Raw genomic sequence first — 20,835 nt, 5'->3', positions numbered from 1 at the left:
GACATAAAAAAAGTGCTAAAAGCCCCATAAATACTGTGACACAGCCTAGTCACAGGAGTAATATACGGCTCGTTTAATTCGCTCTTTTTTGTTCTCTAAAATAAATTTAAGGTTAGCCAATGAATGCTTGGTATCTCATTTGTTTTCTCTCTGCTATCGCAATTTTTATTGCTTATGCAAACCAGTATGTTCTTAAAATGCAAACAACGATTGCTATAACAACGGGCTCGGTTGTTATATCGTTGTTATTAATTATTTCAGTTAAGTTATTAGGCGATACAACTGCATTGGAAATGACGCAAGTTGTAGCCAGTATTAATTTTAATGAATTGCTTTTAAAAGGCATGCTTGGATTTTTGTTATTTGCAGGTGCTTTAGAAATTAACCTGTTGGCACTGCGTAAACAACGATGGGAAATAACCGCTTTAGTTTTGTTCTCTACCGTAGTCTCTACTTTTTTAATTGGCTATTTAAGTTTTTATATTTTTGCCGCTCTTGGCTGGCCCGTCCCTTTTATTTATTGTTTACTTTTTGGCGCCTTAATAAGCCCAACCGATCCAATTGCTGTACTGGCAATTATTAAACAATTACGCGCCCCTGAAGGTATTTCGGTACAGGTAGAAGGCGAGTCTTTATTTAACGATGGTATTGGTTTGGTAATTTTTACTACGCTGTTTTCTGTTGCATTTTTTGGCACCGATGCCAACCCAGCCGACATTGCAGAGCTGTTTTTTGTTGATGCCATAGGTGGAATCGTGTTTGGTTTAGCAATGGCCCTTGTGGGTCACTTTTTAATTATTAACTGTAAAGATGTAAATATACGCCTATTAATAACCTTAACCATTCCAACTGCGGGCTTTGCCGCTGCCAATGTATGGGAAATATCTGGTGCGCTTGCCATGGTAACCAGTGGTATTATTTTAGGTAATATTACTCGCGCAAAAGCAACCGAGCGCACAGGGCCTGAAAACACGCGCTATATTAAAGACTTTTGGCACGCCACCGACAGCTTTTTAAACGCTTTGTTGTTTTTGATTATTGGTATGCTGATTGTCACTATGCCAGTAACAATGGGTGAAATTGGCTTAGGCCTTGTTATGATCCCTGCTATTTTATTAGCACGTTTTATTAGTGTTGGTGCACCATTTGTAATATTTAAGCGCTTTAAAAACTACGACAAACACAGCGTTAAAATTTTAACTTGGGGTGGTTTACGTGGCGGTTTAGCATTAGCTATGGCTGCAGCTATTCCTCGTGATCAAGTATTTATATCAGGCAGTGATCTGCATGATTTAATCGTTATTGTGACCTATGTTGTGGTTATATTTTCTATTATTGTGCAAGGTTTAACTATCTCTCCTCTCATTCAAAGTAGTATTAAATCTGCCGAGCAAAGTCACTAAGTTTTCTTTATTAAACCCGCAGTCTATTCACTGCGGGTTAGCTATTTATGGGGGATTATTTTTAGCACGGTTTTATTTATTTTAAGCGTAATAAAAATAGTTTTAATTTTAAATGTTTTTTATAGGGCTAATTATGTCCAGTAAGTATACAAGTGTTTTTTCGTTATTTTATGGCATTACACGTCGCCACGTTTTTCTCTTTCCTTTGTTCTTACTCACTTTTTTATGTTTTTCTGCTTTTGCCTCAACGCCTGCTGAGCAAGCTAAGATTAAACAAATATCGCAACTTGCAGAGTACGTAGGGGTTGATTACGCTGGCGCGGTGCAAAAAGGCGAGGTAGTCAGTAAAGACGAATTTCAAGAAATGTCTGAGTTTGCAAATTTAATAAGCACGCTAGCCACACAGTTAAGCAGTGCTAATAATCAATACAGTCATATAAAAATACAAGCTGGCGCCTTACATAACGCCATTATAAATAAACAAAGCGTACAAAGTGTTCGTGCTGCGAGCTCAAAGCTTAGGGAGTCTATGCTTGAATTTATGCCGCAGCTTTCTTTGCCTTCATCTTTATTACCCCTAAAACAAACAAAGGCACTTTTTTCAGAAAACTGCTCTATGTGCCATGGCATAAATGGACAAGGTGATGGCCCACTTGCTAAAGGTTTAATACCACAGCCCACCAACTTTACGGATAAAGAGCGAGCCACAAATCGCACAATGATGGGATTATATGAAGCTGTATCCAATGGCATAGACGATACGCCAATGGTTGCTTTTAGCCAATTTAATGAGCAACAACGTTGGTCACTCGCCTTTTATGTAGGCAGTTTAGCTTTTCAAGATATAACTAAGCCGCAACACAATAACCAGACAATCAGCACTTCAGACATCATTAATCTTAATCCTGCGCAGCTTTCACAAAATCAATCCCCTGCCCAAGTTCAATTTATTAAGTGGCTGCGCGGTAATCCAGAACACTTATTTAAAAACAAAGCTCAGCCACTTCGCGTTGCACGCTCGCAACTTATTGCAGCGCAAAATGCACATGCTAATGGTGAGTATGCCAAAGCCAGCGAACTGGCTATCAGTGCCTATTTAGATGGCTTTGAGCTGATAGAAAATAACTTAAATGCATACGATGAAAGCTTGCGTAAAAGCATTGAAGTACAATTGATGAACTTACGTAACACATTCAAAAATGAAAAAAACACCGAGCTTGTCGGTGCGCAAGTTAATGCTGTACTTGCACAATTAACAAAAGCAAACAACCTACTTAATGACACCACACTCAGCGATGGTGCCTTGCTATCAGCCAGTTTAGTTATTTTGCTACGCGAAGGCCTAGAGGCACTATTAGTAGTTATTGCGCTAATGACCGTACTTATAAAAACCAAACGCCAAGATGCGCTTAAATACGTTCATATTGGCTGGGTAATGGCCCTTATAGCAGGTGGCTTAACATGGGCAGCAGCGCAAACATTAATACAAATAAGTGGTGCCAGCCGCGAAGTAATGGAAGGTATAGGCGCCCTATTTGCAGCTATTATTTTGCTATATGTTGGGGTATGGATGCACAGTAAAACCAGTGCTCAGCAGTGGCAGGCATATATTCAGCAAAATATTAATACGCGATTAGAGTCTGGCACACTATGGGGGCTCGCGGGTCTCTCGTTTATAGCGGTATATCGTGAAGTGTTCGAGACGGTATTATTTTATCAGTCGTTATTAACGCAAAGCTCGCAAGCACAGTATTCATCGGTGGCTATTGGGTTTGCATTGGGTGTGGTTTTATTAGCGCTTATTGCATGGGTGTTAGTTAAATATTCGATTAAGTTACCTATTGCTAAGTTTTTTGCGTATACAACTTATTTATTATTTGCACTTGCCTTTGTATTAATGGGTAAAGCTGTCATTGCATTACAAGAGGCTGATTTAGTCGCGATTAGTGTAATGCCGATAAACTTTGATATTGCACTACTGGGTTTAAAATCTACGTGGCAAGGCTTTATAGCCCAACTTACTGTAGCTGTTATATTTAGCTTTTACATTATTAAAGCTAAAAAACGCTAGCAAACACATCCTTAATAGTAAGAAGTTGTGCGTGGCTTTTTACTTTTAAGGGTTTAGATCATGCCCATGTATCTAAATGTTTATTCCCTTCGTCATCTACGGTAATCGCTTTTTCATTAGCTGCACTTGCACTTTTTTTGCCCTGCGCCTGCGCTAATCTTTTTTTGTTGAGCGTCTGCTTTTTTTCATTTTCAAGCTTAATTTTTTGCGCTTGCGGCATATTTTGCACACCTGCAATATGAAATGTACTTTTTGGTTCAAGCTCTAACCGTGAAATTTTCCCTAAAAAAGGGATCATTATATCCATACTCCCCTCCTTAACTTGTTTATTAAAAATTAGATAAATTGACCAACAAAGCCCAATTTGCCTACAATTTAAACATTAAAACAACTAAAAATACTGTTTAGCTCTCAATATTATCGGCAGTTATAAGATATGCTTTAATTTGGTAAAAAAAAACTTGCCTTAGCTAGACGGTTTATGTTTTTATGAATGCGAAATTTATTGAAACAGATTAAAGCTTAACGCTCACTAAATAGCGGTAGGCAAAATAGGATACAAAAATGCGCTTAAACCTGACAACAGTACATCATCACCACCATTCACCGGAATAACCTGTCAGGTCTTTCGCTGAGAGGTTATTCCTAAAAGGAACCTCTGGCGATTCAAAACACATTGATTCATTTTCGCCCTGAGGTTCCCCTCGGGGTTTTTAGTTTTTAAATTAAAGGAAAATGAATAATGAGTAACACAAATCGTCTACGTATCGCCATCCAAAAAGGCGGTCGCCTGTCTAAAGATTGTCAAGATTTACTAAAGCAACTAGGTGTTAAATTAAACCTACGTGAGCAACGCTTAATTGCACACTCAACCAATATGCCAATTGACGTACTTCGTGTGCGCGATGACGATATTCCGGGCTTAGTAATGGACGGTGTTTGTGATTTAGGTATTGTTGGCGAAAACGTACTAGTAGAAGTACAAGCCGAACGTGAACGCCAAGGTGTACCAAGCGAAGTTAGCAAACTAGCAAAACTAGACTTTGGTTACTGCCGCCTTGCACTTGCATGGCCACAAGAGCTTGGTCCACGTGATAAAAGCTGGTTTGAAGGCAAACGTATTGCAACAACCTACCCAGAAATTTTAACGCAGTGGTTAAAACGCGAAGGCATTAATGCAAGCACTGTAATGCTTACAGGCTCAGTAGAAGTAGCACCCCGTGCCGGTCTTTCAGATGCAATTTGTGATTTAGTTTCTACCGGTGCAACGCTTGAAGCGAACGGCTTGATTCAAGGTGATACAATTTTAGAATCAAACGCGTGTTTAATTCAAAATAAAGACCTGCAAGATGAAGACAAACTAGCACTAATCAATAAGCTTATGCCGCGCCTTCGTGGTGTTAAACAGGCTAAAGAAAGCAAATACATTATGCTACACGCGCCAAAAACTAAACTTGATGAAATTTGCGAAATTTTACCAGGCTCTGGCCAACCTACTCTACTTGCACTTGCTGGTAACGAAGAGTACGTAGCGCTACACATGGTAAGCAGCGAAACATTATTTTGGGAAACAATGGAGCAGCTTAAAGCCCTAGGCGCTAACTCTATTTTAGTAATGCCAATTGAAAAAATGATGGAGTAAGTACCATGCTTCGTTGGAATGAGGAATCTTCACAAGTACAAGCAGCGGCGCTAATGCGCCCTGCGGTTTCTGCCAGCGCAAAGGTTGAAGCTATATGCCAAACAATTATGAGCGATGTGAAAGAGCAAGGTGATAAAGCCTTACTTGATATGGCTAAAAAGTTTGATAATAGAGCTAACCCTCGTTTACGTGTACCGCTTGATGAAATAAACGCATCAGAGCAAGCACTAAGCGCAGAGCTTAAATACGCAATTGACACCGCTTATGCAAACGTTAAACGTTTTCACGAAGCGCAATTGCCTAAAGATATTAAGTTATCAACCCAACCTGGCGTTGAATGTGAACTGAAATATCAGGCCATCGAAGCTGTAGGTATTTATGTACCTGGTGGCAGTGCTCCACTGCCATCATCGGTTATTATGCAAGGTGTACTTGCACAATTAAGTGGTGCTAAAACCGTCGTACTTGCCACCCCTGTGCAAGGTGATGAAAGCATTAACCCTGCGATATTATATGCAGCTAAGTTATGTGGCATTACAACTTTAATTGAAAGTGGTGGCGCAGGTGCAATTGCCGCAATGGCCTACGGCACTGAATCAGTGCCTAGAGTGAACAAAATTTTTGGCCCAGGTAATAGCTTTGTAACGATGGCAAAACAGCTTGTTGCGCAAACAATTCCTGGTATGGCAATCGATATGCCAGCAGGCCCCTCTGAAGTACTAGTTATTGCAGATGAGCGTGCAAACCCAGAATTTATAGCGGCAGATTTACTCTCGCAAGCTGAGCACGGCGCAGACTCGCAAGTTATTTTATTGTGTAACAGCGAAAGTATCATTGAGCAAACGCAGCAGGCACTTACACGCCAACTTGCTAAATTAAGCCGCAAAGAGACAGCCGAGCAAGCTCTGGCTAATTCATCACTTATTTTAGTCGACTCTGTTGAGCAAGCATTTGACGTATCAGCGCAATATGGCCCTGAGCACTTAATTTTGCAATTAGCAGATTCAACACCTTACTTAGATAAAGTAAAAAATGCAGGCTCGGTATTTGTTGGCGACTACACGCCAGAATCAGCGGGCGATTACGCATCGGGTACTAACCACGTGTTACCTACCTACGGTTACAGTGCAACCTATTCAAGCTTAAACTTGCTTGATTTTTTCCGCACTTACACAGTACAAACTATAAGTAAAAGTGGCCTAACACAGCTGTCAAAAGCTATTTTGCCACTAGCAGATGCAGAAGGCCTTGATGCACACGCAAATGCGGTTTCAATTCGTTTAGAGGCAATTAAAAATGAGCAATGAGAGCGCACAAGCGACTAGCTTATTACCACAAAATATTGCAGCTCTTGCTGCCTATAGCTCTGCTAAAAGTGAAAAGCTAACAGGGTCAACGTGGTTAAATGCCAATGAAAGCCCGTACGCTAAAAATATTGAGCTGAGTATTGAAGATTTAAATCGCTACCCAGATCCACAGCCGCAATTGGTTATTGACCGCTATGCTGCGTATGCAGAGCTTGAAAGCGAAAACGTATTAATGACGCGCGGCGCCGATGAAGGCATTGAGCTTTTAGTACGTACCTACTGCGAACCTGCAAAAGACAGCATTGCGTTATTTTTGCCAACCTACGGTATGTACAAAGTAACCGCTGATACGCACAACGTTGCAATCAATGGCTTAACCCAAGCGCTATTACTTGATGGCAGTGTTGATGAAATAGTTGAGGCTGTGGGCAGCTCAAAATTGGTGTTTATTTGTAATCCAAATAACCCAACCGGTAGCATAACCTCCCTTGAAAAAGTAAAAGCAATTGCAACAGCGCTTGCCGGTAAAGCTTTAGTTATTGTTGATGAAGCCTACATTGAGTTTTGCCCTGAGCAAAGTGCTACAGCGCTGATTAACGAATATAGTAATGTAGTGGTACTGCGCACTTTGTCTAAAGCGTTTGCGCTTGCAGGGCTAAGAACCGGTTTCACACTTGCACAAGAAAGTGTACTTGCACCTATTCGTAAAGTGATTGCGCCGTATCCGGTATCGGGTGTGGTAGCAAGTATTGCAGCACAAGCCATAGCGCCTGATGCCATTACATCAATGCGCCGACAAGTGACTATTTTAAATAGTTTAAAAGCTAAACTTGTACAGTGGTTAAACGCATCCCCTGCTGCATTAAAAATTCTCACTGGTGAAGGTAACTTTGTTACCTTAAAATTAGCCGACAAAAACTACTTTAAAGTAGCACTTGAACAAGGCTTAGTGATGCGCGCGTTTACCCTATACGGTGAAGACGATTGGCTACGTATCTCCATTGGTAATGAGCAAGAACTTGAGCAAGTAAAAATTTGGTTAGATGGCCTTGATAAGCCAGCAACCTCACCTCTTTTATCAGGACAAGAAGTATCATGAGTAACCCCTATTTATTTATTGACCGTGACGGCACCATAATTGAAGAGCCAATCACCGACAAACAGGTAGACAGCCTAGAAAAATTAGCGTTTTTACCTGGTGTTATCCCGGCATTATTACAGTTACAAGCCGCAGGGTACCGCTTAGTAATGGTATCTAACCAAGATGGCTTAGGCACAGACAGCTTCCCGACTGCTGACTTTGATATAGCACAAGATAAAATGATGGACATACTGCAAAGCCAAGGCATTAGCTTTGATGAAGTATTGATTTGTCCACACTTTGACGAGCAAAACTGTGATTGCCGTAAACCTAAAACAGGTTTATTAACTGAGCTTATGCGCTCTGGCAAAGTTGATTTAGCTCGCTCATACGTGATTGGCGATCGCCAGACCGATATTGGCCTTGCTCAAAACTTATGTTGTGAAGGCATTTTGTATGATGGTAGCTGGCCTGCCATTGTTACAAAGCTTACAACTGCCAATCGCGAAGGCCGTGTTACGCGTAACACCAAAGAAACCCAAATTGATGTAGCCATAAACCTAGATCAAACTAAAAACGGTAGCATTGAAACAGGCCTTGGCTTTTTTGATCATATGCTTGATCAAATTCGCACCCACGCCAACATTGGTCTAAATATTAAAGCGAAAGGCGATTTACACATAGACGAGCACCACCTTGTTGAAGACATTGGTATTGCTCTTGGTGTTGCGCTTAAACAAGCGCTGGGCACTAAGTCGCAAATAGCGCGCTATGGTTTTGCGCTACCTATGGATGAGTGTAAAGCAGAGGCACAAATTGATTTATCGGGCCGCGCTTCATTTGTATTAAACGCTAACTTTAGCCGTGAAAAAGCCGGCGATTTAGACGTACAAATGGTTGAGCACTTTTTCAAAAGCTTAAGCGATAATGCCGCTATTAGCCTTATTTTATCGGTGAGCGACGGTAACTGTCATCACCAAGTAGAAGGCTTATTTAAAGCGTTTTCACGTGCCCTTCGTATGGCAGTAGCACAAGACACGACCCAACAAACAGCCAGCTCTAAGGGATGTTTATGATTGCCATAATTAATACCGGGTGTGCCAATATAAATTCAGTTCGTTTTGCCTTTGAACGCTTAGGTCAAACGCCAACAGTCATTACCTCGCCAGAGCAATTAGCCGGCTTTGAGCGTGCTATATTACCAGGCGTTGGACATGCATCTGTTGCCATGAAACGCCTTGTAGATAACGGCTGGCAACAAGCTATAAACGAATACCAGCGCCCTCTTATGGGAATTTGCTTAGGTATGCAGTTACTGTGCGAAAGCACCGAAGAAGGTAACGTACAATGCTTAGGTAAAATACCAGGCCAAGTAAAAGCCCTTGATGTTGGCAGTTTAACGTCGCCGCATATGGGTTGGAATAACTTAAGCATTAATAAAGAGCATGCACTTACTAAAGGGTTAACACAAGACGAGCAAGTGTACTTTGTACATAGCTTTGCGCACACCGTAAACGATGCAACACTTGTAAGCGGCGAATACGGCCAAACCTTTTCAGCCATAGTTGCAAAAGACAACTACGCTGGCATGCAATTTCACCCAGAGCGCAGTGCAAAAGTAGGCACACGTTTATTACAAAATTTTGTTGATTGGCAGTTATAAACGGCCCATTAACCAACAATAAAGAGATTATTTGTGATTATTCCAGCATTAGACGTATTACAAAATCAAATTGTTCGTTTATACCAAGGTAAGTACGACACCGCTCAGTTTTACCCTTTTGAGCTTGGCGCACGTTTAAAAGAATACGCCGACAGCGGCGCAGGTAAATTGCACCTTGTAGATTTAGAAGGCGCACGCGATCCAAGTAAAAAACAGTGGCAACATATTCAAGCTGCAACTAAAGCGCTTAACGTACCGTATCAAGTGGGCGGCGGTATTCGCTCAGAGCAAGATGTAAGCGATTGGCTAAAAGCCGGTGCTAACCAAGTTGTTATTGGTTCTATGGCGGTAGAAAAACGCGAGCAAGTAAAAGCCTGGATTGAACAATTTGGCGCCGAGCACTTTGTTATTGCTCTTGATGTAAATAAAACAGCCACAGGCTGGGCACCTGCTACGCACGGTTGGTTGAGCGAGTCAGAATTTGGTTTACTTGAGCTTGTTGATTTTTACGTAAGCTTGGGCGTTATTGACTTTTTATGTACGGACATCAGTAAAGATGGCACCATGACTGGCCCATCGTTTGAGCTTTACGAAGATTTAACTCGCCATAACAGCAGCATTAAAGTGCAAGCTTCGGGTGGCGTAAGTTCACTTGATGACATTAAAAAGCTTAAAGAGCTTGGTGTAGGTGGCGTTATTTTAGGTAAGTCACTACTTGATGGCGCATTTAGTGTTGAGGAGGCGTTGGCATGTTATCAAAACGCATAATCCCGTGTTTAGATGTAAAAGACGGCCAAGTAGTAAAAGGCGTTAAATTTAAAGGCCACGAAATAGTGGGCGATATTTTAACAATGGCAAAAGCATACAGCGATGCCGGCGCCGATGAACTGGTTTTTTATGAAATCAGCGCAAGTGTTGAAAAACGCCTACTTGATGTAAATTGGGTAGAGAGCATTGCCCGCCACATCGATATTCCATTTTGTGTGGCTGGCGGTATTAAATCGGTAGCCGATGCAGCACGTGTACTAGAGAGTGGCGCTGACAAAATAAGTATTAACAGCCCCGCTATTGCCCGCCCTGAGCTTATAAAAGAGCTACATGATGAATTTGGTAAGCAATGTGTTGTTGTAGGTATTGATAGCTTTTACGATGAAGTGACCGGCGAATATTTAGTGTATCAATTAACCGGCGATCCTAATGCATCAAGCCGTACACGTTATAAAACCGAGGAATGGGTTAAACGCGTACAAGACTTAGGCGCAGGCGAAATTGTTTTAAACTGTATGAACCAAGATGGCGTACGAAACGGTTACGACAATGAGCAGCTAAGTAAAATGCGCGCATTATGTAATATTCCTTTAATCGCATCAGGCGGTGCAGGCTGTATGCAAGATTTTGTTGATGTATTTAAACAAAGCGAAGTAGATGGCGCATTGGCAGCAAGCGTTTTTCACAAAAATGTGATTAACATTGGCGAATTAAAACAATTTTTAACTGATAACCAAGTGGCAGCAAGACTATGCAAGTAACACAACAAAACCAAACTCAAGTAGATTTTGCTAAAAGCGAAATGATCCCCGCGATTGTTCAAGATGCTCGCTCTGGTGTTATTTTAATGCAAGGCTTCATGAACAGCGAAGCACTAAAGGTAACGCTTGAAAGTAACAAAGTAACCTTTTACTCGCGTTCAAAGTCACGTTTATGGACCAAAGGTGAGTCATCAGAAAACTACTTAAACGTAGTATCTGTGCATACCGATTGTGACTACGACTCAATTTTAGTACTGGCTAATCCAGAAGGCCCAACATGTCACTTAGGCACACAAAGCTGCTTTGGTGATGACGCAAAACCTAGCCTAAGCTTTTTAGCTCAATTAGAAGATGTGATTGTTGAGCGTAAAAACGACGACCCATCAAAAAGCTACACCGCTTCATTATTTGCTAAAGACTTAAGCCGTAGCTGTCAAAAAGTGGGCGAGGAAGGCGTAGAAGTCGCGCTTGCTGCAATGAAACACGATAACGATGAACTTACTAATGAATCGGCTGATTTAATATACCACCTTACTGTATTGCTACAACGCCAAGGCTTAGCTCTTGAAGACGTTGTAAAATGCCTACAAGGTCGCCATAAATAATACAGCTGCTTTGTTTTAGCGCATTTACAGGCCCATATTTTATGGGCCTTTTTACGTTATGGTATTTATTTTTTTACATAGGTTGCGTATGGTGCAGCTTATCTAATTCTTTTAGCGTTGCTTATGAATAAATCAATTATCACAGCCTTATCCTTATTGGTATTAACAGGTTGTGTAAGCCAAAAAGCCCCTGCGCCCAAAATAGTAAAAACGCAAAACACGTGTAGCCCACTAAACACATTACTTAATGCGCACGCTAATGGCTTTAATGCAGTAAAAGCAAATAAAGTGGGGAATGATTTTATAAACCAGTGGCATGCTAATACCCATTTTATAGGCAATACCTGCACCATTACTCAACATAATAAGCAGTTTAGTTATCAATGCACGAGTGAAAACAAACAAGCCCATGCCACAAATCTACATATACAAACAGTGGATAAAATACGTCAATGTGTAGCGTCACAAGGCTGGTACGAAAATACGAAAGAGTCAGCAACCTCGATGAGTAGTAACTTTGTTTTGGATGAAGCTCACCCAGTTATCACCTTATTTACCTCTCAAAGCAGAACGCGCTATATTACCCGTTTTGAAATTGCTCCACCGCTAGGAAATTAAATGCAAAAACCCACACACTCAAACACTAAGTTAAAAACAGACTGTTTAGGCATATGTGAGCGCCGCAGCGGTTATTGCACTGGCTGCGGGCGAACTAATGAAGAAATATTTGATTGGATAATCCTCAGCCAAGAAGAAAAAAACGCCATTTTAGCGCAGCCGCGAGCTGACTTAAAAAAGCCATAAATTTGCCACTTGCGTGTAACAGCCCCCCTTTAGTATTGCTAAAAACGGTAGGGGGTGAACATCATGGCAGCATTATTTGTAATAAACTTAGCGCGCTCCGCGCAGCGACTCGCAAATACTCAAACGCAACTGGCACGTGTTAACTTGCCATTTGAACGGATTGATGCCGTAGATGGCGCACAATTGAGTACACAACAAAAGTTCCTACATTACAGCCCGCAATTGAATAAACAGCAGTATCACTATCCGCTTAGCAATGGTCAAATCGGCTGCTATTTAAGCCACCGTAAAGCATGGCAAAAAATAGTTGATGAAAAACTAGATTACGCGATTGTGCTCGAAGATGACTTTTATATTGATGAGAGCATTCATAATGCGATAAAAAATATTGAGCAGCTACAGCAGCCCTGGCAGCTTATTAAACTCGCCGCTTATGAAAACCGCACTCGCCCTATTGCCTATCAGCAAAACCTAAATAACCACCAGCAATTAGTCATACATAAAAAGCTAATGACTGGCTGTTGTGCTACGGCAATAAGCTATGAAGGGGCTAAGCAATTACTTAAAGCCACAGCTCAATTTGGCCGCCCTGTAGATTGCGATTTACAACATATTTGGGAAACCCACGTAAATGGTTTTTCGCTTATGCCATACCCTGTTTCGCAAAATACAGACATACAGAGCGATATTGCAACTTGCGCTCCTAAAACCAAGGTTAAAAAAGCTTTTTTGCGGCGTAAAGCACAACAAATTAAAAGCTGTATTTTTAATAAGGTTTATACAAGCGCCTTTGTAAAAAATTTTAAACAGAATGAAAAAGGAGCCTCAAAGGCTCCAAGTTTAATTACTCAACGCTTATAACATCCTTAAAAGTTGAGAACCTGGTATGCCCGTTTGTGGTAATAATGCGGGGGTAACTGCAAATGCTTCTGGAATTTTACTTTTGATTTCGTTCATTTTTTTGCGGTTATTTTGTTTATCATAAACATAGTATTTAAGGATATTTCCGTATACATCATCTTTTGCATCAACCTGCTCTAGGGTTTTTAATGCCTTATCGTAATCAGCAAGGTAAATGTATGCCAGTGCTAAGTTATCAGCAGAGCCAACATGTAGTTTCCCTTCAAGCTGTTTTGATAAATCTTCAAGTTCTACAACTGCAAGCTCATAACGCCCTAGTTGTATATACGCGGTTGCTAGTGAATTTTTTAAAAAGTAAGGCGGGTTACTACCAGGCTCATACCATTTTTCGTAAGCACTCAGTATATCTTCATATTGCTCAAGTTTAGAGTAAACATGATCTAGCAGCCTAAAGCTTTGTAGTTTAATTTCAGCTTCTTCAAAGCCAGCAAGTTTATCTCTATTTAAGTGCCATTGTTGTATGCCTTGCGCAACTTGGTTTAACAGTTCAGGGTTGTCACTTTTTGCCCCTGCTGCACTTTTAAGAAGCTGTGCAAGTTGTTGATTATATTCTTCACTTTTAACAGGAGCCTGAGACGTATTATTACTTTTCTGCTTGTTATCTGAGCTACCATCTACAATTTGAGCTGCAGCTAAAGCACTAAAAGACATTGCCGCCGCAACCATAACCAAATATTTACTTTTCATTGTTTTTTCCTTGTTTAACATTTTGATCCTCTGAATATTAAAACTCTTAGACTGAGCAATATTCAAAAGTGGGGGGGTAAAAAAGTTAGGTGAGCTTTTAGCACTTTGCTCTTGTAGCAATAAACTGGCTAAATCTAATTGGTATTTACCTTTTAGCTTTTGCATACACAACTCATCACAGCTAAGTTCGAGTTGCTCTCTTGCTAAACCAGTTAACTTTAAGCAAATAGGATTCCACCAAAAAACGCTTTCTATAAAACAAATAAGCCACGTCCAATAAATATCACCTTGTTGTAAATGGGTTACCTCGTGCTGAATGACTGAATCTAATTCTTTACGATTTACCATCGTAGACTCTAACCAAATAACAGGCTTTATTAATCCTGTAGCAAAAGCGGGCTCTGTATGGGTTGTTAGTCTAATTGAATACTGATTGTTGATGTGTTTAAGTTCAGGACTTGGCTTTGAGTTAATGTATAAATTTTTTATAAGCTTTACATATAAGCCCATGCGTAATAAAAACAATCCAAAACCAGCTAAAACTAGAACCATAAAAACAATACTAAGTGATGGCAATAAGTCCCATATACTCATATCGCTTTGTAATTCATCCTTAATTACTACTTGTTCAGCGTTTGGTATTAATGCTTTAACATCGGGAATCAATTGCGCCACGTTGAATGTGTAACGATTTGCCCCTTCAAATAACGGTAGCTGGGAAAAGTACTGCCAAGGGACAAACCAACATGCCAAGGCAATCATTAACATGTAAAAGTTTAATCGTGCAGGGGCATTTTTTAATCCTTTTACTGTAAGTAAAATACATAAGCTAATAAGCGTGCAAGTTAGTAAATAATCCGTCATTACCCTCTCCTTTAATCTAACTTCTTATTTTTTAAAAGCGTTTGTAAGTATTCTATATCTTCATCATTTAGCTTTTCTTCTTTGATAAAGTGGGCAATTAAACTACGAGAATTACCTTTAAAAAATCGTTGCATAAAACTAGGCATAGCTTGCTCCGATAACGCGTCTTGAGTCACGATTGTTCTAAAAACAATGGCTCGCCCTTCATGTCCACAGCGCTCAATCGCTCCTTTATGTTCTAACCTATCTACAATAGTTTTGACTGTTGTATAGGCTACTTGTTTATCAGCTAAAAGCACTTTATGTAGTTGACTCGCAGTACAAGGTTCTTCCTGCCAGAGCAGCTGCATAATATCCATTTCAAAATCACTAAGTTTCATTGTCGATCCTATTACTACACTTGTAGTGGTACTGTTACAAATGTAGTAGTAAGAAATCTTAGTGTCAATACAAAGTTGTTATATGAATAAAAAATAAACGGTAGGAATATAAAAGTCTCAGGAAGGCTTTAAGATAAAGACTTATAAAACAAGAAGGTACAATTATTAATTGATTTTAGTAAAACATAAAAAACGAGAGTATATTTTCAACTAACGCTTTTTATGTTTTAAGCTTTTTATGAAAGGTAGTGAGGTAACTATGCTTTATCGAGCGCTTGGCTTACATCGGCAATTATGTCAGCAATGTTTTCAATACCGACTGATAGGCGAATTAAATCACGGCTCACACCTGCGTTTGCAAGCTCTTCATCATTTAATTGGCGGTGTGTAGTTGACGCTGGGTGACAAGCCAGCGATTTAGCATCGCCAATATTAACTAAACGCAAGATCATATTAAGCGCATCAATAAAGCGCGTGCCTGCTTCAAGGCCGCCCGCGATACCAAAGCTTAAAATGCCTGAGGCTTTACCACTGGTGATTTTTTGGCTCATTGCATTATATGGGCTTGATGTTAAACCAGCGTAGTTAACCCAAAGTACTTTAGGGTGATTTTCTAAGTATTCAGCCAGTTGCTGCGCGTTTTCGCAGTGACGATCCATTCGTAAACCTAAGGTTTCTAGGCCAATTAAAATGTCAGATGCGTTTTTGGGCGCAAGTGCTGCACCGGTATTTCTAAGTGGCACTACTCTACAACGACCAATAAAGGCTGCTTCTGCAAAGGCATCGGTATAGACCACATTGTGATACGACGGATCGGGCTCGTTCATCATTGCAAAGCGTGTGGCATTGGCTTTCCAATCAAATTTACCTGAATCAACAATCATACCGCCAATAGCTGTACCGTGTCCGTTTATATACTTTGTCAGTGAATGAACCACTATATCGGCACCTAACTCAAATGGGCGGCATAAATACGGGGTCGCAACGGTATTATCAACAATAAGTGGTACCCCTTTACTATGAGCAATGTTAGCTAAACGCTCAATATCGACAATATTACCTGCCGGGTTACCAATGGACTCACAAAATACTGCGCGGGTATTATCATCAATCGCGTCTTCAAAGGCGCTAAAATCATCAGCCTTAATCATGCGTGCTTCAATACCTTGGCGCGGTAACGTATGAGCAAATAAGTTATATGTACCGCCATATACTTGGCTGGTGCTCACAATATTAGTGCCTACTTCACACAAGCATTGAATAGCATAGGTAATAGCTGCCATGCCCGAGGCTACCGCTAGCGCGCCAATGCCCCCTTCCATTGCAGCAATACGCTGTTCAAGTACGGCATTGGTTGGGTTCATTATGCGGGTATAAATATTGCCTGGTACTTTTAAGTCGAATAAATCAGCGCCATGCTGCGTATTATCAAACGTGTAAGATGAGGTATTATAAATAGGCACTGCTGCTGATTTAGTGGTTTCTTCAGACTCGTAACCATGGTGCAGTGCTAATGACTCTAGTTTCATAATTATTTCCTTCAATATTGTGATGATTAAACCTAGCATCATTAGCTTATAAAATGCACATGAATTAAATTAATGAATTATGAGTGTCAGGGGTATTAAAGTTTGCGGGATGAGTTTTACTCAATCTAGTGGGTGTTTTATTTAACTACGTAGGTTTTGTTTTATCTAAATACCAAAGCAGTAGCAGTAAAGCCTATCATATTAATGCGTAGCGTTATTTGGCTTAAGGGTTTAAATACTAAATGCGGTGGGCGGCTCAATTTACGCTATTTAAAGCTCAATGGGTTTTAGGTTAACACTTATAATAAATGTACTTATAACGCTTTAAAATCAAGTAACTGTAGCGCAGGCAGCGGTTTACTAAAATAGTAACCTTGAATCAAATCGCAATTTAGCTCGGCTAATAATTTTTGTTGTGCTGATGTTTCTACGCCTTCAGCTACCACACTTAAGCCTAAGCTATGCGACATTGCAATTGTGGCTTTAACTAAGCTGTAGTCTTCTTGGTTTTCGGTAATACCACAAATAAAGCTGCGATCTATTTTTAATACCTCAAACGGATATTGCCTTAAATAGCTAAGCGATGAGTAGCCTGTGCCAAAGTCATCCATAGATAGTTTAATATCGAGCTTATTAAGTGCATGCAATGACTCTGTAATATTGGTTTGTACGCTCATTAACACGCCTTCGGTTATTTCAAGCTCGACATTTTTAGCACTTACTCCGGTTTTTTCTAACGTGCTTACTATAAAACTTAGCAGCTCTGAATCTCTAAATTGGCTTGGTGATAAATTAATTGCCATGCTGTAGTTTTGTTGAGAGCTTGCCTGCCACTGCGTTAAAAATGCTAATGCCTGCTCAATAACAAACTTTCCAATAGGAATAATTAAACCTGTTTGCTCTGCTAACGGAATAAACTCATCGGGCATAACCTTACCAAGCACACTATTGTTCCAGCGTAATAGCGCCTCAGCCCCAATTATTTTAAGTGTTTTAGCATCGCATTTAGGTTGGAAATACAATTCAAATTCGTTTTTTTCAAGAGCAACATGCATCTGCTCTTCTATTGCTAACCGCCTTTTTATGGCGGTATTCATTTCGCTGGTAAAGCAGGCGTAGGTGTTTCTGCCAAGCGCTTTTGCTTGGTACATTGCTGTGTCTGCATGGCGTAATAAATCAGAGGCTGTTACCCCATTATCAGGGTACAAAGCCACGCCAATACTTAACGTTAATAACAATTCGCGGCCATCTATTTCAAAGGGGGTTCTAAAGCTTTTAAGTAAGCGTGTAACAATCGCATCTAGCTGTTTTTTACTGTGTAGCTCTGGTTGTAAAATAATGAATTCATCGCCCCCCAACCTGCCTACGGTCGCGTTTTCATTAACTATTTGGCTCAATTTATTAGCGGCGCTGATAAGTAATGAATCGCCAATTTCATGCCCGAGTGTGTCGTTTACTTTTTTAAAGTCATCTAAGTCGATAAAAATAACAGCGGCTAAAGTGTTTTTTTCGCTCGCAGTGTTAATTAGCTGAGTAAGTCGTTTTAAAGAATTAAAACGATTAGGGAGTAGCGTTAAGCTATCGTAATAGGCTTGTTTACGTATAAGTTTGTTTGACTCATGCTGCTCTGTTATGTCGCGAATTATCACCATTACTTGGTCTGAATGATGTAAATAACTCACTCGCGCTTCGAAATACAACACGCCTTTAGGTACTAAAAGTTCGTATTCAAAACATACATTGCTTTTGTGAATTAACAGCTCTTGAATATTGTCTTTAAACATTTTGGCTACAGTATAGGGCAATACGCTAAACATCGATTTATTTAAAAATTGCTCAGGCTGTAAATGTAAGTTGCTCAAATCATTTGCATGGTAATCAACTATAGTGCCATCCGGTTTGAGTAAAAAGTACAAATCAGGAATGGCTTCAAATACTTTTTCGAGCATCTGCTGTTTATCCATAGCTTGCGCTTGTGCTTGTTTTACATCGCTCAAGTCTATGTCGATGCAGTACATCTGTTTTACCCCATGCTGATTTGTAAACATAACATGGCTTGAAAACACAGTAACATTGCTGCCATTTTGGTGCTGTAATGTAAGCTCAGCCGCGGGTATTTCGATATCGTTTATGAGCCACTCACGATGAGCATCTATAACCGCATCTTGCATTGGAGGTGGGATAATTAAATCTTCTAGTTTTTTTCCGGTTGCGTACTCTTTTGTATAGCCATAAAGCAGCTCACTGCCTTTATTCCAATAAATAACGCGGCGCTGCTCATCGTATCCTTGCACAGAAATACTGTGTATCGCATCAAATAACTGATGCAGCGGATCGTTAAGCACAAATTGATGTGAGAGGGCCTGAATGCTTTTTAATGACTTCATTTATACGCAACCTAGAGTTGTTATTAACACAATAATAGGACGTACTTTTAAAATTAGCACTTTTAGGTTGGTTTTTAGGTGATATACCTTTGCATAAGATATAAAAAAAGGAGCCAAAGCTCCTTTTATTAAACGCTATTATGTTAATCAGCTTGCACATTAATTGGGTGCTCTACCCCCATCCATGCTTTAAATAAAGCGCGTTGAGATAAAGTAGCATTTTTATCAGCAACCACCTTTTTAGGTTTATCATAATCTTGCGATAAAACGAGGGTTGTTGATTGAAGTGCATCGCGACGAATAAAATCGATAGTGACTTTTTCACCCGCTTTAAATACTTCTAAGCTCGATTTTAAATCTTTTCCAACATGCTGCTTGTTAACCGCCACAATTTTATCATCTGTTGTGAGGCCCGCTTGCCATGCTGCTCCACCTCTGCGAACGTGGGTAAGTGTTAATAACTCGCCGCTATTTTTTGCAGTGGCATCAATGCTTGCTAATGGCTTAGCGCTCTCAGGGCGAGTAAGCTTTAAGCCAACTTTACCTAATAAAGCATCAAAATCTATATTAGCTGGGGTGCTCACGTTATCGTGCCACCACGTTGTGTAGTCTTCACCTGTTAGCTCTTTTAATATTGCCAGTACATCTTGCTCAGTAAACCCTTGTGGTAACGTGTGCTTGTTGTATAAAGCGTTGTGTACTTGGCGGTAGTTAACTTTTGCCTGGGTTGTTTCTAGTAAATGTATATCTAACAACATAGAAAGCAATGAGCCTTCTAAATATATATTGGTGCTGTAATTACGCGCGTGGTCGCCGCCTTGGTTTATCCATTTATCAAAGCTTGTTTCGCTGGCACTTTGTACTTCTCGACCTGGTGTTTGTAAGTGGCGATTAATCGTTTTACTCATCACTTTAAAAAACTCATCGGTAGTTTCTATGCCTGAGCGCACTAATAGATGATCTTCAAAGTAGCTAGTAGAACCTTCCGAAATCCATAATAAATTTGAGTAGTTCATGTTGGTGTAATCATAAGGCGCCAGCCCTTTAGGGCGGTAAGCTTTTACATTCCAGGTATGAATAAATTCATGCGCGGCGGTACTTATAAAGCCTAAGTAGTCTTCGCGGCTACCAAAACGATTCCGTGGGCGCTGTATAATGGTTGAGTTTAAATGCTCAGTAGCCCCGCCAGCACCCGATGTAGCATGCACCATAAATACATAACGCTCATACGGGTAGCTATCCCAAATAACATTACCTGTGGTCACTAATTTTTTTAAATCAGTAAGCATTAGTTGCTCATCGTAGTTGCCTTCGCCCCATATAACTAACTCGTATTGGCGGCCATCTACTTCAAATTTATGAAGTTTGTTAATTCCTGTCTCTATTGGTGAGTCTACCAGTACATCGTAATCTGCGGCTTTAAAACTGTGTTTATTACTCGCATTTTCCATACCTGATACAGAGCGCCACGCTTTTGGCACCTTTAAATCTACGGTAACTGGTTCTTGACGAAACGATTCACTAAACATAAAAAAACCAGATGCATCAATAAAGGCATGGCTATCATCTATGTGGCGTGCACGTTTACCTAACTCGTTTGCATATACTTGGTAATCAATATTCACGTGTGTTGGCTCAGCTAAGTGCACTCGCCATGTGCTGTGGTTAATTTTTTCCCATTTTAATGCATTGCCATTGTCGTCTGTGGCCGCAAAGTAACGTACCCCATTGGCTAAATTTAATATTTCGTAGCGCCCAGTACGCCATGCAGGCAATTTAACATCGATATGCGATTGCGCCGACTTTGGAAACTCTACACTTACATTACCTAAATGATGTTGTGGCTGTGTAATACTTAAAGAATAATTTACATCGGCTAACGCAGGGGCTGCACAACAGGCCGCTAACATTGACAGGACAAAACACTTTTTCATAATGACTCAAGGTTACTTATTATTTGAA

Annotated in this window: 19 protein-coding genes; 13 read left to right on the top strand and 6 right to left on the bottom strand. The window is 40.3% G+C overall.

Annotated elements, in window-relative coordinates; all coding sequences use genetic code 11:
* The first annotated feature begins 119 nt into the window (after positions 1 to 119).
* Positions 120 to 1,403, top strand: a complete 1,284-nt coding sequence (locus tag PSH54_RS11260; RefSeq protein ID WP_064387250.1) for a cation:proton antiporter — start codon at positions 120 to 122, stop codon at positions 1,401 to 1,403.
* 133 nt (positions 1,404 to 1,536) lie between these two features.
* Positions 1,537 to 3,474, top strand: a complete 1,938-nt coding sequence (locus tag PSH54_RS11255) for a cytochrome c/FTR1 family iron permease (protein WP_273606161.1) — start codon at positions 1,537 to 1,539, stop codon at positions 3,472 to 3,474.
* Positions 3,475 to 3,532: 58 nt separating this feature from the next.
* On the opposite strand, the gene PSH54_RS11250 is transcribed toward PSH54_RS11255, so the two are convergent.
* On the bottom strand, positions 3,533 to 3,781 hold the full coding sequence (locus tag PSH54_RS11250; protein ID WP_004586377.1) for a hypothetical protein: 249 nt from the start codon (positions 3,779 to 3,781) through the stop codon (positions 3,533 to 3,535).
* 435 nt (positions 3,782 to 4,216) lie between these two features.
* On the opposite strand from PSH54_RS11250, the gene hisG reads away from it, so the two are divergent.
* The 11 genes from hisG (at position 4,217) to PSH54_RS11195 (ending at position 12,966) form a co-directional block, all read left to right on the top strand.
* Complete coding sequence (gene hisG, locus PSH54_RS11245) at positions 4,217 to 5,116, top strand: ATP phosphoribosyltransferase (protein WP_004586378.1); 900 nt, start codon at positions 4,217 to 4,219, stop codon at positions 5,114 to 5,116.
* A gap of 5 nt (positions 5,117 to 5,121) precedes the next feature.
* A complete protein-coding gene (gene hisD, locus PSH54_RS11240) occupies positions 5,122 to 6,423 on the top strand; it encodes a histidinol dehydrogenase (RefSeq protein ID WP_273606160.1) in 1,302 nt (433 codons plus the stop codon).
* Complete coding sequence (gene hisC / locus PSH54_RS11235; RefSeq protein WP_273606159.1) at positions 6,413 to 7,522, top strand: histidinol-phosphate transaminase; 1,110 nt, start codon at positions 6,413 to 6,415, stop codon at positions 7,520 to 7,522. Before hisD ends, hisC begins: the two co-directional genes overlap by 11 nt.
* Positions 7,519 to 8,580, top strand: a complete 1,062-nt coding sequence (hisB, locus tag PSH54_RS11230; RefSeq protein WP_024031732.1) for a bifunctional histidinol-phosphatase/imidazoleglycerol-phosphate dehydratase HisB — start codon at positions 7,519 to 7,521, stop codon at positions 8,578 to 8,580. The genes hisC and hisB overlap by 4 nt, the downstream gene beginning before the upstream one ends.
* A complete protein-coding gene (gene hisH, locus PSH54_RS11225) occupies positions 8,577 to 9,167 on the top strand; it encodes an imidazole glycerol phosphate synthase subunit HisH (protein WP_064387245.1) in 591 nt (196 codons plus the stop codon). Before hisB ends, hisH begins: the two co-directional genes overlap by 4 nt.
* A 33-nt stretch (positions 9,168 to 9,200) precedes the next feature.
* Positions 9,201 to 9,935: a 1-(5-phosphoribosyl)-5-[(5-phosphoribosylamino)methylideneamino] imidazole-4-carboxamide isomerase gene (locus PSH54_RS11220; RefSeq protein WP_004586383.1), complete on the top strand. Its 735-nt coding sequence runs from the start codon at positions 9,201 to 9,203 to the stop codon at positions 9,933 to 9,935.
* Entirely contained in the window at positions 9,917 to 10,696 is a 780-nt protein-coding gene (gene hisF, locus PSH54_RS11215) for an imidazole glycerol phosphate synthase subunit HisF (RefSeq protein WP_273606158.1), read from the top strand. The genes PSH54_RS11220 and hisF overlap by 19 nt, the downstream gene beginning before the upstream one ends.
* Positions 10,687 to 11,301: a bifunctional phosphoribosyl-AMP cyclohydrolase/phosphoribosyl-ATP diphosphatase HisIE gene (hisIE, locus tag PSH54_RS11210; protein ID WP_054981937.1), complete on the top strand. Its 615-nt coding sequence runs from the start codon at positions 10,687 to 10,689 to the stop codon at positions 11,299 to 11,301. The genes hisF and hisIE overlap by 10 nt, the downstream gene beginning before the upstream one ends.
* Positions 11,302 to 11,424: 123 nt before the next feature.
* Positions 11,425 to 11,919 carry a lipoprotein gene (locus tag PSH54_RS11205; RefSeq protein ID WP_273606157.1) on the top strand — a complete coding sequence of 165 codons (495 nt, stop codon included), beginning with the start codon at positions 11,425 to 11,427 and terminating at the stop codon, positions 11,917 to 11,919.
* Positions 11,920 to 12,105, top strand: a complete 186-nt coding sequence (locus tag PSH54_RS11200) for a DUF1289 domain-containing protein (protein ID WP_024031736.1) — start codon at positions 11,920 to 11,922, stop codon at positions 12,103 to 12,105. It begins immediately after the preceding gene.
* 63 nt (positions 12,106 to 12,168) lie between these two features.
* Entirely contained in the window at positions 12,169 to 12,966 is a 798-nt protein-coding gene (locus PSH54_RS11195) for a glycosyltransferase family 25 protein (RefSeq protein ID WP_273606156.1), read from the top strand.
* Here PSH54_RS11195 and PSH54_RS11190 read toward each other — a convergent pair.
* The 5 genes from PSH54_RS11190 to PSH54_RS11170 all read right to left on the bottom strand — a co-directional run bounded on the left by PSH54_RS11190 (position 12,961) and on the right by PSH54_RS11170 (position 20,807).
* Positions 12,961 to 14,577, bottom strand: coding sequence for a M56 family metallopeptidase (locus tag PSH54_RS11190; protein WP_273606155.1), 1,617 nt, complete (start codon positions 14,575 to 14,577; stop codon positions 12,961 to 12,963). The genes PSH54_RS11195 and PSH54_RS11190 overlap by 6 nt on opposite strands.
* An 11-nt stretch (positions 14,578 to 14,588) precedes the next feature.
* Positions 14,589 to 14,957, bottom strand: a complete 369-nt coding sequence (locus PSH54_RS11185) for a BlaI/MecI/CopY family transcriptional regulator (RefSeq protein WP_029772957.1) — start codon at positions 14,955 to 14,957, stop codon at positions 14,589 to 14,591.
* A 257-nt stretch (positions 14,958 to 15,214) separates the two neighbouring features.
* On the bottom strand, positions 15,215 to 16,486 hold the full coding sequence (locus tag PSH54_RS11180; protein ID WP_024031738.1) for an O-acetylhomoserine aminocarboxypropyltransferase/cysteine synthase family protein: 1,272 nt from the start codon (positions 16,484 to 16,486) through the stop codon (positions 15,215 to 15,217).
* 314 nt (positions 16,487 to 16,800) lie between these two features.
* Positions 16,801 to 18,873, bottom strand: a complete 2,073-nt coding sequence (locus PSH54_RS11175) for a sensor domain-containing protein (RefSeq protein ID WP_273606154.1) — start codon at positions 18,871 to 18,873, stop codon at positions 16,801 to 16,803.
* A 143-nt stretch (positions 18,874 to 19,016) separates the two neighbouring features.
* Positions 19,017 to 20,807 carry a M61 family metallopeptidase gene (locus PSH54_RS11170; RefSeq protein WP_273606153.1) on the bottom strand — a complete coding sequence of 597 codons (1,791 nt, stop codon included), beginning with the start codon at positions 20,805 to 20,807 and terminating at the stop codon, positions 19,017 to 19,019.
* Positions 20,808 to 20,835 lie beyond the last annotated feature (28 nt).

The organism is Pseudoalteromonas sp. Angola-30 (assembly GCF_028599215.1).
GTDB lineage: Bacteria > Pseudomonadota > Gammaproteobacteria > Enterobacterales > Alteromonadaceae > Pseudoalteromonas > Pseudoalteromonas atlantica.
This window is presented reverse-complemented; position numbering and strand designations above follow the sequence as displayed.